10 protein-coding genes are annotated in these 13625 nt (G+C 66.9%); 6 read left to right on the top strand and 4 right to left on the bottom strand.

The genetic code is table 11. The features are described 5' to 3' along the window. The first annotated feature begins 44 nt into the window (after positions 1-44). Complete coding sequence (mmpL3, locus tag G6N68_RS29940) at positions 45-2921, top strand: trehalose monomycolate exporter MmpL3 (protein WP_163719853.1); 2877 nt, start codon at positions 45-47, stop codon at positions 2919-2921. 21 nt (positions 2922-2942) lie between these two features. Here mmpL3 and G6N68_RS29935 read toward each other — a convergent pair whose 3' ends face one another. Next, positions 2943-4115: an AI-2E family transporter gene (locus G6N68_RS29935; protein WP_163719849.1), complete on the bottom strand. Its 1173-nt coding sequence runs from the start codon at positions 4113-4115 to the stop codon at positions 2943-2945. 87 nt (positions 4116-4202) lie between these two features. Here G6N68_RS29935 and G6N68_RS29930 point away from each other — a divergent pair, with 87 nt between their 5' ends. Both G6N68_RS29930 and G6N68_RS29925 read left to right on the top strand, forming a co-directional pair. Beyond that, positions 4203-4553, top strand: coding sequence for an STAS domain-containing protein (locus G6N68_RS29930; protein ID WP_240355998.1), 351 nt, complete (start codon positions 4203-4205; stop codon positions 4551-4553). 128 nt (positions 4554-4681) lie between these two features. Next, positions 4682-5872 (top strand): lysylphosphatidylglycerol synthase transmembrane domain-containing protein, encoded by a 1191-nt coding sequence (locus G6N68_RS29925; protein ID WP_163719845.1) that lies wholly within the window; start codon positions 4682-4684, stop codon positions 5870-5872. Positions 5873-5902: 30 nt separating this feature from the next. Here G6N68_RS29925 and G6N68_RS29920 read toward each other — a convergent pair whose 3' ends face one another. Continuing rightward, positions 5903-6448 (bottom strand): hemophore, encoded by a 546-nt coding sequence (locus tag G6N68_RS29920; RefSeq protein WP_163719843.1) that lies wholly within the window; start codon positions 6446-6448, stop codon positions 5903-5905. Between the two features lie 286 nt (positions 6449-6734). Between G6N68_RS29920 and G6N68_RS29915 the strand changes: the two genes are divergently transcribed. Together G6N68_RS29915 and G6N68_RS29910 are read left to right on the top strand one after the other, a co-directional pair. Continuing rightward, a complete protein-coding gene (locus tag G6N68_RS29915; RefSeq protein WP_163719841.1) occupies positions 6735-9713 on the top strand; it encodes an MMPL family transporter in 2979 nt (992 codons plus the stop codon). Continuing rightward, a complete protein-coding gene (locus G6N68_RS29910; protein WP_163719839.1) occupies positions 9710-10213 on the top strand; it encodes an XRE family transcriptional regulator in 504 nt (167 codons plus the stop codon). Before G6N68_RS29915 ends, G6N68_RS29910 begins: the two co-directional genes overlap by 4 nt. On the opposite strand, the gene G6N68_RS29905 is transcribed toward G6N68_RS29910, so the two are convergent. Next, entirely contained in the window at positions 10210-10899 is a 690-nt protein-coding gene (locus tag G6N68_RS29905) for a hypothetical protein (RefSeq protein WP_163719837.1), read from the bottom strand. The genes G6N68_RS29910 and G6N68_RS29905 overlap by 4 nt on opposite strands. Beyond that, on the bottom strand, positions 10896-11543 hold the full coding sequence (locus tag G6N68_RS29900) for a hypothetical protein (RefSeq protein ID WP_163719835.1): 648 nt from the start codon (positions 11541-11543) through the stop codon (positions 10896-10898). Before G6N68_RS29900 ends, G6N68_RS29905 begins: the two co-directional genes overlap by 4 nt. A 42-nt stretch (positions 11544-11585) precedes the next feature. Here G6N68_RS29900 and G6N68_RS29895 point away from each other — a divergent pair, with 42 nt between their 5' ends. Then, positions 11586-13571 (top strand): M13 family metallopeptidase, encoded by a 1986-nt coding sequence (locus G6N68_RS29895; protein ID WP_163719833.1) that lies wholly within the window; start codon positions 11586-11588, stop codon positions 13569-13571. Positions 13572-13625 lie beyond the last annotated feature (54 nt).

Genomic DNA, 13625 nt, shown 5'->3' with positions numbered 1-13625 from the left:
AAAGAGCAATGCGCGGGTCGCTACAGATCCAGTAAGGAGCTTACGTGTTCGCCTGGTGGGGTCGAACTGTGTACCGGTACCGGTTCATCGTAATCGGGATCACGGTGGCACTGTGCCTCTTCGGCGGCGTGTTCGGGCTCAGTCTCGGCAAGCACGTCACGCAGAGTGGTTTCTACGACGAGGGCAGCCAATCGGTAAAGGCGTCGATCCTGGGCGACAACGTCTACGGTCGTGACCGAACCGGTCACATCGTCGCCATCTTCCAGGCACCGGAAGGCAAGACCGTCACCGATCCGGCGTGGTCCAAGAAGATCAACGACGAGCTCAACAAATTCGTCGACGACCACCCCAAAGAGGTTTTCGGCTGGGTCGGCTATCTGCGCGCCCCGGACAGCAAAGATCCGCGCATCACCGGCATGGTCACCGATGACAAGCGCTACACCTTTATTTCGATGCCGCTCAATGGCGACGATGACGACACCATCCTGACCAACTACAAAAACATCGAACCGGATCTACAGAAGCTCGACGGTGGCACGGTCCAGCTCGCCGGGCTGGAACCGGTGGCCAACGCTCTGACCGGGACCATCGCCACTGACCAGCGACGGATGGAAGTGCTCGCGCTGCCGCTGGTAGCCGTCGTGCTGTTCCTTGTCTTCGGCGGTGCGGTCGCCGCGTGCCTGCCCGTCATGGTGGGCGGTCTGAGCATCGCCGGAGCCCTCGGCATCCTGCGCTTAATCGCGGTGTTCGGTCCGGTGCATTTCTTTGCCCAGCCCGTGGTTTCGCTGATCGGTCTCGGTATTGCGGTGGACTACGGCCTTTTTGTGGTGAGCAGATTCCGGGAAGAGATCGCCGAGGGCTACGACACCGAAACGGCCGTGCGACGAACCGTGATGACGGCCGGACGAACGGTCGCGTTCTCGGCGGTGCTGATCATGGCGTCGGGCGCGAGCCTGCTCATGTTGCCGCAGGGCTTCGTGAAGTCGCTGACCTACGCGCTGCTCGCCGCGGTCGGCCTGGCCGCCATCCTCTCGATCACCCTGCTGCCCGCCGTTCTGGCCGTTCTGGGCAAACACGTCGACGCGCTCGGTGTCCGGACGGCGTTCCGGGTGCCGTTCCTGCGGAACTGGAAGGTGTCGCGCGCCTATCTGAACTGGCTCGCCGACCGGCTGCAGAAGACCAAGACCCGCGAAGAGGTCGAGGCCGGCTTCTGGGGCAAACTGGTCAACTGGGTGATGCGGCGGCCGCTGGTCTTCGCCATCCCGATCGTCATCGGCATGTTCGCGCTGGTACTCCCGCTGTTCAATCTGTCGCTGGGTGGGATGAGCGAGAAGTACCTGCCGCCGAACAACTCGGTCCGGCAGTCACAGGAGCACTTCGACAGTCTGTTCCCGAAGTACCGCACCAACCCGCTGACCCTGGTCATCCAGTCGACCGACGGCAAGCCCGTCACCGACCAGCAGATCGCCGATGTCAAGAGCAAGGCGATGACGATCAGCGGCTTCATCGCGCCGGAGAACAACCGCGACGACATGTGGCAGGAGCGTTCCCAAGCACCGGGTGGCTCGAAGGATCCATCGGTGCGCGTCTTGCAGAACGGGTTGGTCAACCCGGGTGACTCGGCGACCAAGCTCCAAGAACTGCGCGCGATAACGCCACCCAACGGGGTCGACGTCTACGTCGGCGGCACGCCCGCGCTGGAACAGGACTCGATCCACAGCCTGTTCGACAACATGCCGGCGATGCTGGTCATCCTGCTCACCACCACCACGTTGTTGATGTTCCTGGCGTTCGGTTCGGTGGTGCTGCCGATCAAGGCCGCGGTGATGAGCGCGCTGACACTGGGCTCCACCATGGGGATTTTGACCTGGATCTTCGTCGACGGACACGGCTCCGGCTTGCTGAATTTCACGGCAACGCCGCTGACCGCGCCCGTCATCGCGCTGGTGGTGGCGGTCGGTTACGGCTTGGCCACTGACTACGAGGTATTCCTGGTCTCCCGCATGGTCGAAGCGCGCGAAAACGGCATGTCGACCCAGGAAGCCATCCGAATAGGTACGGCGACAACTGGTCGCCTGATCACTGCAGCCGCGCTGGTCCTTGCCGTGGTCGCCGGGTCGTTCGTGTTCTCCGACCTGGTGATGATGAAATACCTGGCCTTCGGGTTGATGGCCGCGCTGCTGCTGGACGCGACCGTGGTGCGGATGTTCCTGGTGCCGTCGGTGATGAAGCTGCTCGGTGACGACTGTTGGTGGGCGCCACGCTGGATGCGCCGCCTGCAGACACGCATCGGCCTGGGCGAGATCAAGTTGCCCGACGAGCGTAAGCGTCCGGCCGGGGTCAACGGGCGCGGTCCGCGTCCGCCGGTTACCGCGGGGCTGGTTGCCGCGGGTGCCCGCCCCCGGGCGCCGCACGACCCGACTCACCCCGGTGCCCTCGAGGCCCCGCGACGGTCGCAACCGACCGCGCTTCCGGAAGGCAGGACCACCCAGAGCGGCCCGTCTACCGCGGCCACCAACAAGATGCCGGCTCCCTCCGCCCCACAACCCGCGGAGCCACCGACGGCACGCCTGTCCGCACCCGGCGGCACGCAGCCCGCGCGCGGCCCGCTCAACGCAGCGCCATCACCTCCGCCGCCGCCACCACCTGCGCCACCGAGGCCCGCGCCGCCGTCATCACCGTCGGCGAGCGAGACCGGCAAGATGGCGAGCCCAGCCAGCGGTCCGGGCCGGGACGAGGCGGCCGACCGGACCGCTGCGACGCAGGCTCAACAGGCCGACGGCGACGAGACCGAGGCGGCCACCGAGAAGTTCAACGCTCAGGCGGGCGGCGAGAACGGCACCGACAACACGCGTCAGCGCCGCCGTGCGGGCGGCGGCTTGTCCGCCCAGGACCTGTTGCGCCGCGAGGGCCGGCTCTAGCGGTTTGAACTGGCCGTCTGACTAGCCGTCCCCGGCTGGGGTATCGGCCGAGCCGCCGTCGAGGTCGTCGGGTTTCGCGGTGACTATCGCTTTGTCGCTTTCGGCAGGGCTGTCCACCTGCTCGGCGGCTTCCTCTTCGGGATCCTGGGCCAGCAAGACCTGCATGGCGTTGTTCAGGAACGCGACCGTGGGGACAGCCAGTAGGGCACCCACGATGCCGGCGAGCACGCCGCCCGCGGCGATGGCCAGGACCACCGCCAGGGGGTGGATCGACACGGCGCGGCCCATTACCACTGGCTGCAGGATGTGGGCCTCGAGCTGGTTGACGATGATCAGCAAGGCAAGGGTCAGCAACGCATAGAGCAGGCCCTTGGCCAGCAGGGCCACCACCACGGCCAGCAGGCCCGATATCAGGGCGCCGATCAGCGGGACGAAGGCGCCGAGGAAGACGATGGAGGCCAGCGGCAACGCCAGCGGCACACCCATGATCGCCAGACCGGCGCCCACCCCGACCGCGTCGGTGAGCGCGACCAGGAACGTCGCCCGCACGTATCCGGTCAGCGCCCCGTATCCCGCGATCCCGGCTTCATGGACGCGGTCGCGGACATGGGCGGGGATCAACTTCTGCACGTACTGCCAGATGTTGCGGCCGCCGTACAGGAAGAAAATCAGTGTGAACAGCACCAACACCGCGGCCGTCAGCAGTTCGGTGATGGTGGCCGCGGTGGACAGCGCGCCGCTGGTCAGCTTCGCCTGGTTGTCGCGCAGCGCCTCGATGGCGGCGTTGCCCGCATTTTCGATCTGTTCACCCCGTACGTGTGCGGGGCCTTCCATCAACCACTTGCGGCTGGTGTCGATGCTGCGCTCGACCTGTTTCACCAGATCGGGCAGGCCAACGATGAATTGGGTGACGACGAACGTCAGGATGCCGCCCAAGATCGCAAACCCGCCCAGGATTACCACCGTTACCGCGGCACCGCGCGGTAACCCCTGCTTGTCGAGCCAGTCGACCGCGGGCACCAGCAGTGCGCTGACCATCAGCGCCAGCAGCACTGGCACCACGATCACTTCCAGCTTGTCGATCACCCACAGCAGCGCCCACGCGGCGGCCAGAATGACCAGCAGCCGCCAAGACCACGCGGCGGTCTTCCGGACTAGAGGGGATACCGATTCGTCGTCCAGCCTTGCCGACACTGGGCAAGCGTATCCGGACGTGACGCATCTCAAATGCGAGGGATGATGTGGGTGATCGCGGGTACTCCCTGGCGTATGGGCGCGACAGTGACACGAAGCGAAGAGTTCGGTGTGATCCGGCGCAACGTCGGCGAGACGGTGGTGCTGCAGGTCAGGGGCGCCCTGGACCAGATGACCGCCCCGTCGCTGGCGACCCATTTCGACTTGGCTCTGACGAACTTGCCAGCCGTCCTGGTCGTGGACCTCACCGACGTGGACTTCTTGTCTTCGGCCGGGATCACCCTGCTCGTCGAGGCCAATCGGCTGACCGCGAAGATCCCGACAGCGTTGCGCGTGGCGGCCGACGGCCCGGCCACGGCTCGGCCCCTGAACATCGTCGGCGTCGACCAGGTCATCGACCTGTATCCGACGTTGACGGACGCGATGCGCGGACGTTAGCCAACGGGGGCCGTCCCGGCCACGCCCAGCACACGCCCGGCACGATCCGATCACGGCCCTAGAACGACCCCGACACGGTCCGCGACGTGCAGGTATGGCCTTGCAACCTGCGCGGTTACCCTAAATCGGTGTCGCATGACGCACCCGTCCGAAAACACCGCCAGCGTCTGGGTCCGCTCCCGGCCGCTCGCGGCGGCGACGCCCCGCGCGGCAAGTACTGGTGGTTGCGGTGGGTGGTGCTCGGCATCGTGTCGATCGTCCTGGCCCTCGAGGTGGCCCTGGGCTGGGACCAACTGGCCAAGGCGTGGCGCAGCATGTTCGAGGCCGACTGGTGGTGGCTGCTCGCCTCCATGGTGGCCGCCGCGGCCTCGATGCACAGTTTCGCCCAGATCCAGCGCACGTTGCTGGCGTCGGCCGGCGTGCAGGTCAAGCAACTGCGGTCCGAAGCGGCCTTCTACGCCGCCAACTCGCTGAGCACCACGCTGCCCGGCGGGCCGGTGATCTCGGCGACGTTCCTGCTCCGTCAGCAACGCATCTGGGGCGCGTCGACGGTGGTCGCGTCGTGGCAGCTGGTGATGTCGGGTGTGCTGCAGGCGGTGGGGTTGGCGCTGCTCGGTCTGGGCGGCGCCCTTTTCCTGGGTGCCAAGAACAACCCGTTCTCGCTGCTGTTCACCCTGGGTGGGTTCGTCACGTTCCTACTGCTGGCGCAGGCGGTCGCTTCGCGGCCAGAGCTGATCGAGGGGATCGGCGTCCGAATCTTGGTGCGGTTGAACTCGATTCGCGGCAAGCCCGCCGACACCGGGCTGGCGAAGTGGCGCGAATTGCTGATGCAGCTCGAGTCGGTGAGCCTGAGCCGACGCGACCTGAGCGTTGCGTTCGGCTGGTCGCTGTTCAACTGGGTCGCCGACGTGGCCTGTCTGGGTTTCGCCGCCTACGCCGCCGGGGGTCACGCCTCGGTGGCCGGGCTGACGGTGTCCTATGCGGCGGCCCGCGCGGTCGGCACCATTCCGCTGATGCCGGGTGGCCTGCTGGTGGTCGAGGCGGTGCTGGTGCCCGGCCTGGTGTCAGCGGGCATGTCCCTGCCCAATGCCATCTCGGCGATGCTGATCTACCGGCTGATCAGCTGGCTGTTCATCGCCGCGATCGGCTGGGTGGTGTTCTTCTTCATGTTCCGCACCGAGAAGGTCGTCGACGCGGATTCCGACGACACGCCCACCGATCCGGAACTACGACTGCCCACGCAACGGGGCGCTGAGGATCCCGCCGAGAGTGCCCTGCAGGGGCCGTTACCACCGCTCGACCTGGAGCCGGAACCTTAACCGTCGCGCGAAGCCGTCGCCCGAGCGCGGTCAGCGGGGATTCGACCGTGCCGGTCCCGGCAGCGGTCCCACCGGCTGCCCAGCCGCCGGCGCGGTTGCCGGCGTGCCACCCGCCGCAGTCCCACCCAGCGGTGACGTGCCCGGCGTGCCCTGCGGCACGTTGGGCAGGCCGCCCGCGCCCTGAGCGGCCTGGGCCAGGCTCAGCGCCTGCGGCAGGGTGATCGGCAGCTTGCATTGCACCGACAGCACGGTCAGGGGCTGCGCGATCCCCTGCAGGTCGCTGGCGACCTTGGGATTGGCCTCGAAATAGCTCTTCACCGTCCCGAGCGACTGCGGACCGGCCTGCTGCTGCAGGGCCGACGTCATCACCTGGTTGGCGTCGGGATGCTCGTCCAGGTAGTCACCGGTCTTCTTGGCGACCGAACCGACGGTCCTGGCGACTTCGCTGGCCTTGCACGGGTCCGGGGCGCCCGTTGCCGCTGGGGTGGCGAAAAGCGCGCTCCCGGCACACGGGATCGCGGCTGCGGCCACAACGGCGAAAACGCCGCGGCGTATGGGCACAGTGCTTGGCTTCATGGATTACTCCTTAGGGGTCTGCGCATGATCTCCCCCCACGCGCGGCCACGGATCATCCTGCCATCCCGGACCGTGTCGCCGCCAAGCGAAGCCGATGTGATGACGCCCCGCCAACAGGGAGACAACGGCCCGACAACGGGCGCGTAACGAACCCCCGGATTCCGGGAAAAAATCACGTCGTCGCAGCTCAGATGCCGCAAACCCACTTAAATACATAGGTTGCTGCGGTAGGCTCGTCCGCACGCGTAACGCGAGTAATACGGGGAGTGAAGAAATCCAGCAGTTCATGATGCGGCTGAGCCGCAACTTGCGCAGATTTCGCTGGTTTGTCTTTGCCGGCTGGTTGCTCGCACTGGTGCCGGCGATCTACCTCGCGATGACGCAGTCGGGGAATCTCACCGGCGGCGGCTTCGAGGTCGCCGGCTCTCAGTCGCTGGCCGTGCACGACGAACTCGTCGCCCAATACCCGGACCTGGGCGCGTCGTCGTTGGCCTTGGTGGCGGCACCCCGCCCCGATGCCAGCTACCAGGACATCAACGACGCGGTCGCGGAGCTCCGGCGGATCGCCGGCGAGATCCCGGGCGTCACCGAGGCGCCCAATCCCACCCAGCGGCAACCCCAACCCGACCGGCCCTATGTGGTGTCGCTGCGGCTGGACGCCCGCAACCCGGGCACCAGCGACGTCGCCAAGAAGCTGCGCCAAAAGGTGGGCATCGAGGGTGATCGGGCCGGCGAAACCACCAACGGCCGGGTGCGCCTGTACGTCATCGGGCAGGGCGCGTTGTCGGCCGCGGCGGCGGCGAACACCAAGCACGACATCGCCGAGGCCGAGAAGTGGAACCTGCCGATCATCCTGATCGTCCTGCTCGCGGTGTTCGGTTCGCTGGCGGCCGCGGCGATCCCGCTGGCCCTGGGCATCTGCACCGTCGTGGTGACCATGGGACTGGTCTATCTGCTGTCCATGCACACGACCATGTCGGTGTTCGTGACGTCGACGGTGTCGATGTTCGGCATCGCGCTGGCCGTCGACTATTCGCTGTTCATCCTGATGCGTTTCCGCGAGGAATTGCGCACCGGCCGACAACCGCAGGACGCCGTCGACGCGGCGATGGCGACTTCCGGCCTCGCGGTGGTGCTGTCCGGCATGACGGTCGTCGCGTCGCTCACCGGGATCTACCTGATCAACACCCCGGCCCTGAAGTCGATGGCCACCGGTGCGATCCTCGCGGTCGCGGTCGCGATGCTGACGTCGGCGACGTTGACACCGGCGATCCTGGCCACGTTCGGCCGGGCCGCGGCCAAGCGGTCGCCGCTGCTGCACTGGTCGCGGCGCCCGGAAACCACCGTCTCGAAGTTCTGGACCCGCTGGGTCACCTGGGTCATGCGCCGGCCCTGGATGTCCGCGCTGGCCGCGTCGGCCGTCCTGCTGGTCATGGCCGCGCCGGCGACGCAGATGGTGTTGGGCAACAGCCTGCTGCGTCAGTTCGACTCGTCGCACGAGATCAGGTCCGGTGTGGCGGCCGCGTCCCACGCACTGGGTCCCGGCGCCATGGGCCCGGTGCAGGTCCTGGTCACCTTCCCGGACGGCAACGCGTCCTCGCCCGAGCACGCCCAGATCCTCGCCGGGATTCGGCAGCACATGACGCAGGCACCCAATGTCGCAACGGTGGCGCCGCCGGAGTTCGGCGACGACAACCGCAGCGCCCTGCTGAACGCCGTATTGACCGTCGACCCCGAAGATTTGGCGGCGCGGCAGACGGTCGACTGGATGCGGACGCACCTGCACGCGGTGTCTGGCATCGGAACCGCGCGCGTGGAGGTCGGTGGCCCCACCGCGCTGATCAAGGACTTCGACGAGCGCGTGTCGACGACGGAGCCACTGGTATTGCTCTTCGTCGCGCTGATCGCCTTCTTGATGCTGTTGATCTCCGTCCACTCGGTCTTGCTGGCGCTCAAGGGCGTGCTGATGACCCTGCTTTCGGTGGCGGCCGCCTACGGAAGCCTGGTGATGATCTTCCAGTGGGGTTGGGCCGAGCGACTGGGCTTCCCCGCGCTGAACTCGATCGACAGCACGGTGCCGCCGCTGGTGCTGGCGATGACGTTCGGCTTGTCGATGGACTACGAAATCTTTTTGCTCACCCGGATCCGGGAACGCTTCCTGCAGACCGGCCATACCCGCGACGCCGTCGCATACGGCGTGAGCACCAGCGCTCGCACGATCACGAGCGCGGCCCTGATCATGATTGCCGTCTTCTGCGGCTTCGCCTTCGCGGGCATGCCCCTGGTCGCAGAGATCGGGGTCGCGTGCGCGGTGGCGATCGCCGTCGACGCCACCATCGTTCGTCTGGTGTTGGTGCCGGCTCTGATGGCGGTGTTCGCCAAGTGGAATTGGTGGCTGCCCAGCTGGTTGGGTCGGGTCTTGCCGTCGGTCGACTTTGACCGTCCGCTGCCCGACGTCGACCTTGGTGATGTCGTGATCATTCCGGACGACATCACCGCAATGGTCCCACCCAGCGCGGACGTGCGGATGGTGATCAAGTCCGCGGCGAAGCTGAAAACCCTTGCGCCCGACGCTATTTGCGTGACGGACCCACTGGCCTTCACCGGCTGCGGGCGCACCCAGCCCGAGGACCAGGAAGTCGCCGGCGACGAGCTGGTCCTCGCCTCCGCGGACAGGCCCGCCGGCAACGTTTACACCGACCCCCGCGCGGGGGCTCGCAAGAGCGTCAGCCAGGCGTACCGCACCGGTATCGCGCGGGCGAAAACGTGGACCGAGCGCCCGGTCCATCCGGTGACCGTGTGGCGCGGACGGCTGTCGGTCGCCCTGGATGCCTTACAGACAAGCGCGGCGACCAGCTCCTCCTTCGAGCGGAGCAGCCCCGTCGAAACCACCAACGTGCAGCTGCCCACCGGCGACCGCCTCTCGATCCCGACCTGTGCCGAAGCGCTGCGTCTCAAGGGCTACCTGATCCTGTGCCGTAACAGCAGACGCGACTACGCCGAACTTGCAGACATGGTCGACGCAGTCGAGCCCGAGACCGCCGCGGCGGTGCTCAGCCACATGGACAGGTATTACTGTTGTCAACCGCCCGGCTCCCGGGCGCGGCGGCAGTGGATGGCCACTCAGCTGGTCCGGCGCCTGGCGGATCCGTGCCCGGCCGACCTGGATGAGGGCGAACCCGGGCCGGACGACAAGGCAGACTGGGAGCAAGTCAGGCGGCGTTGCCTGGCGGTGGCCGTAGCGATGCTGGAGGAGGCGAGGTGACGTTGGCTGCCGACCGCTGGAAGGGTGCGTCCGCACCGCCGCCTCACCGAGACCACGGTGGCCGGCTCGAAGACCAGCCGGTGGAGTTCTGGTCCACCGCCGCGATCCGTGAGGCGCTGGAGAGCGGCGACATCGCCACGTGGAAGCGCATCGCCACCGCGCTCAAACGCGACCCGTACGGTCGGACGGCGCGGCAGGTGGAGGAGATCCTGGCCGGTGCCCGTTACGGCATCTCCAAGGCGCTGTGGGAGGTGCTGGACCGCGCCCGCTCCCACCTGGAGGCCAACGAGCGTGCCGAGGTGGCGCGTCACGTGAAGCTCCTCGTGGACCGGTCGGGTCTGAGTCAGCCGGAATTCGCGTCCCGCATCGGCGTCGGTGCCGACGACCTGACCGCCTACCTGGACGGCACGGTCAGTCCGTCGGCGTCCCTGATGATCAGGATGCGGCGACTGTCGGACCGGTTCGTCCGGGTCAAGTCGACGAACGCCGAATCCAACTAGCGGGAGTTCAGCGGCGTCACATCCTCGACCAGCCAGTCGTCGCCACGCTTGGTCAGCGTGACCCGCACCGCCGGAGCCGCCCGACTGGTCTGCTCGCCGGGCGCGTTCTGCGTCACCCGCAGGATCACCGCCACGCTGGCCGCCGTCGGTCCGATCGCCTCGACTCCCGCCGACAGCGTCGTCGCCTGAGCGGTGACCTTGCGCTGGATCATCTCTTGACTGGACTTGGCGTACTGCTGCTTGAACTGCTCCGCCCGCTCGGGCAGCATCATCGCCGCCGCGCGATCCATCGAAGCGCCGGGCGCACCCGGGGAGAACGACGCCACCGCCTCCGCCACTCCACTGGCAATGCGGACCACCGTTCGGCTGTTCTCCTTGAACTCGCGGTCCGGCTTCGTCCAGTGGGTGTATCCGGTCACGACCGCCGCACACAGCGCGGCCGCACACAAGAAGGCGATCGCCAGGCGCAATCCGGGGGCGTCGTCGTCGGTACCGACGGTCACCGCGTCGCGGCGGAACAGCCAGAAGTTGACGACCACTCCCTGGACGATCAGCAGCACCAAGGCCGTGCAGGCCGATATCCACCACCACGGCCACACCAGCACATTGCCGATCGCCAGCAGCCCGGCGACCGCCGCCAACGGTGCCAGGATGTCGAAGGCCAGCAGCCGAAACGCGTTTCTCATTTGATCGACTCCAGCTTGGAGATCATCAGTTTGCCCTCGATGTCGGAGACCTCGAGCCGCAGGTTCCAGTGCACGGTCTGCGGTTTTGCGCCGGCATTCTCGGCGACCGACGTCGCCACCACCATCACCGAATCCGCCCGACTGGCGAAGGCGGGCAGTTTCGTGGTCACCACCTGCCTAGCCACGCCGGGTTGGCTGTCCAGGTCGTGGTGCACCGATTCGACGGCAACCGCTTCGATCCGTCCGACGCTCTGTGTCTGCAGCTTTTCCACCACCTGGCGGTAGGGCTGGACGGCCGCATCGAAGTCGGTGTTGAGCTGTCCGACCGTCCCGTCACGCAACTTTTGCAGGCTGGGGTTGACGTTGCTGGCGTTCATGTTGATCAGGACGTTCGTCCATTCGGCGGCGGCCTGCATGACCTTGGTCAGATAAATCCGCTCACCGGAGTCTTGTTGGCGCGCCTGGTAGATGAGCACACCGAGCACGATCGCGACGATCGAGACAACGCCGAGCACCGCTGATGCGATGCCGTAAATGGTGAACGTCGGGTCGGACAGTTCCTCGTCGGTGTCCGGGTCGGTTTCGGGGTCCGTTTCCGGGTCGTCGGCACGGGCCACCTTGGTGGCTTCCTCCTGGTCAGGCATGGCCCGATCGTCGCACTCGAAAATAGGTGTAAGTATGGCGGGGTGACGTATGCCGCCATTCGCTCCGGTATCGACCTGAGCCATGTTGACCCCGAGGCCCGCCCGCAAGACGACCTCTTCGGCCATGTCAACGGCCGTTGGTTGACCGAGTACGAGATCCCCGCCGACCGGGCCACCGACGGTGCCTTCCGCCACCTGTACGACCGGGCCGAGGAGCAGGTCCGCGACCTGATCGTCGAGGCCAGCCGGTCCGGCGCCCCCGCGGGCACCGATGAGCAGCGCATCGGCGACCTCTACGCCAGCTTCCTCGACGAAGAAGCCGTCGAGCGCCGCGGTGTGCAGCCTCTGCTCGACGAACTCGCCGTGCTCGAGGCCGCCACCGACCGCAGCGAGCTCGCCGGCGTGATCGGCGCATTGCAACGCACCGGGGTCGGCGGCGGCGTCGGACTCTACGTGGACACCGACTCCAAAGACTCGACGCGCTACCTGGTGCACTTCTCGCAGTCCGGCATCGGCCTGCCCGACGAGTCCTACTTCCGCGACGAGCAGCACGCCGCGGTGCTGGCCGCCTACCCGGGACACATCGCGCGCATGTTCGCCCTGGTCTTCGGTGGTGACACCGCCGACCATGCGGAGACGGCGGCGCGCATCGTGGCGCTGGAGACGAAACTGGCCGCCGCGCATTGGGACGTGGTCAAGCGCCGCGATGCCGAACTCACCTACAACCTGCGCACCTTCGCCGAGCTGCAAAGCGAAGGGGCGGGCTTCGACTGGACCGGCTGGGTGCAAGGGCTGGGCACCACGCCCGAGGCGGTTGCGGAACTGGTTGTGCGCCAGCCCGATTACCTCACCACCTTCGCCGAGTTGTGGACAGGCGAGGATTTCGAAGACTGGAAGCGTTGGGCGAGTTGGCGTTTGATCCGCTCACGGGCGCCCTGGCTGACCCAAGCCCTGGTCGAGGAGGACTTCGACTTCTACGGCCGCACGCTGACCGGCACCGAGCAAATCCGGGACCGCTGGAAGCGCGCCGTTTCGCTGGTGGAGAGTTTGATGGGCGATGCCGTCGGAAAGCTCTACGTGGCAAAGCATTTCCCGCCGGACGCCAAGGCCCGCATCGACACCCTGGTGGACAACCTGCGCGAGGCGTACCGGATCAGCATCAGCGACCTGGACTGGATGACGCCGCAGACCCGCGAGCGGGCGCTGACCAAGCTGAGCAAGTTCACCGCAAAGGTGGGGTATCCGGCCAAGTGGCGGGATTACTCCAACCTGGTGATCGACCGCGACGATCTCTACGGCAACTACCAGCGCGGCTACGCCGTCAACCACGACCGGGAACTGGCCAAGCTCGGCGGTCCGGTGGACCGGGACGAGTGGTTCATGACCCCGCAGACCGTCAACGCCTACTACAACCCGGGAATGAACGAAATCGTGTTCCCCGCAGCGATTCTGCAGCCTCCGTTCTTCGACCCGGATGCCGACGACGCGGCGAACTACGGCGGCATCGGCGCGGTGATCGGGCACGAGATCGGGCACGGTTTCGACGACCAGGGCGCCAAGTACGACGGCGACGGAAATCTGGTCGACTGGTGGACCGATGACGACCGCACCGAATTCGGCGCCCGCACCAAGGCCCTGATCGAGCAGTACGAGGCCTACACGCCGCGCGGACTGAACGGCGGCCACCACGTCAACGGCGCATTCACCGTCGGAGAGAACATCGGTGACCTCGGTGGACTGTCGATCGCATTGCTGGCCTACCAGCTGTCACTGGATGGCGAGCCCGCACCGGTCATCGACGGCCTGACCGGCGTGCAGCGGGTGTTCTTCGGCTGGGCCCAGGTGTGGCGGACGAAATCGCGTGACGCCGAAGCGATTCGGCGTCTGGCGGTGGACCCGCACTCGCCGCCGGAGTTCCGCTGCAACGGGGTGGTCCGTAACATCGACGCCTTCTACCAGGCGTTTGACGTCGCCGAGGCCGACGCGTTGTACCTGGAACCCGCCCGCCGCGTCCGCATCTGGAACTAATCCCCGCGAGGTCCCCTCTTCCCGCGAGCAGACGCAAACTCGTACGAAAACGCC

Origin of the sequence: Mycobacterium bourgelatii, from assembly GCF_010723575.1 — a bacterium.
Lineage (GTDB): Bacteria > Actinomycetota > Actinomycetes > Mycobacteriales > Mycobacteriaceae > Mycobacterium > Mycobacterium bourgelatii.
The sequence above is the reverse complement of the archived record's forward strand: the minus strand, read 5'-3'. Positions and strand labels throughout refer to the sequence as shown.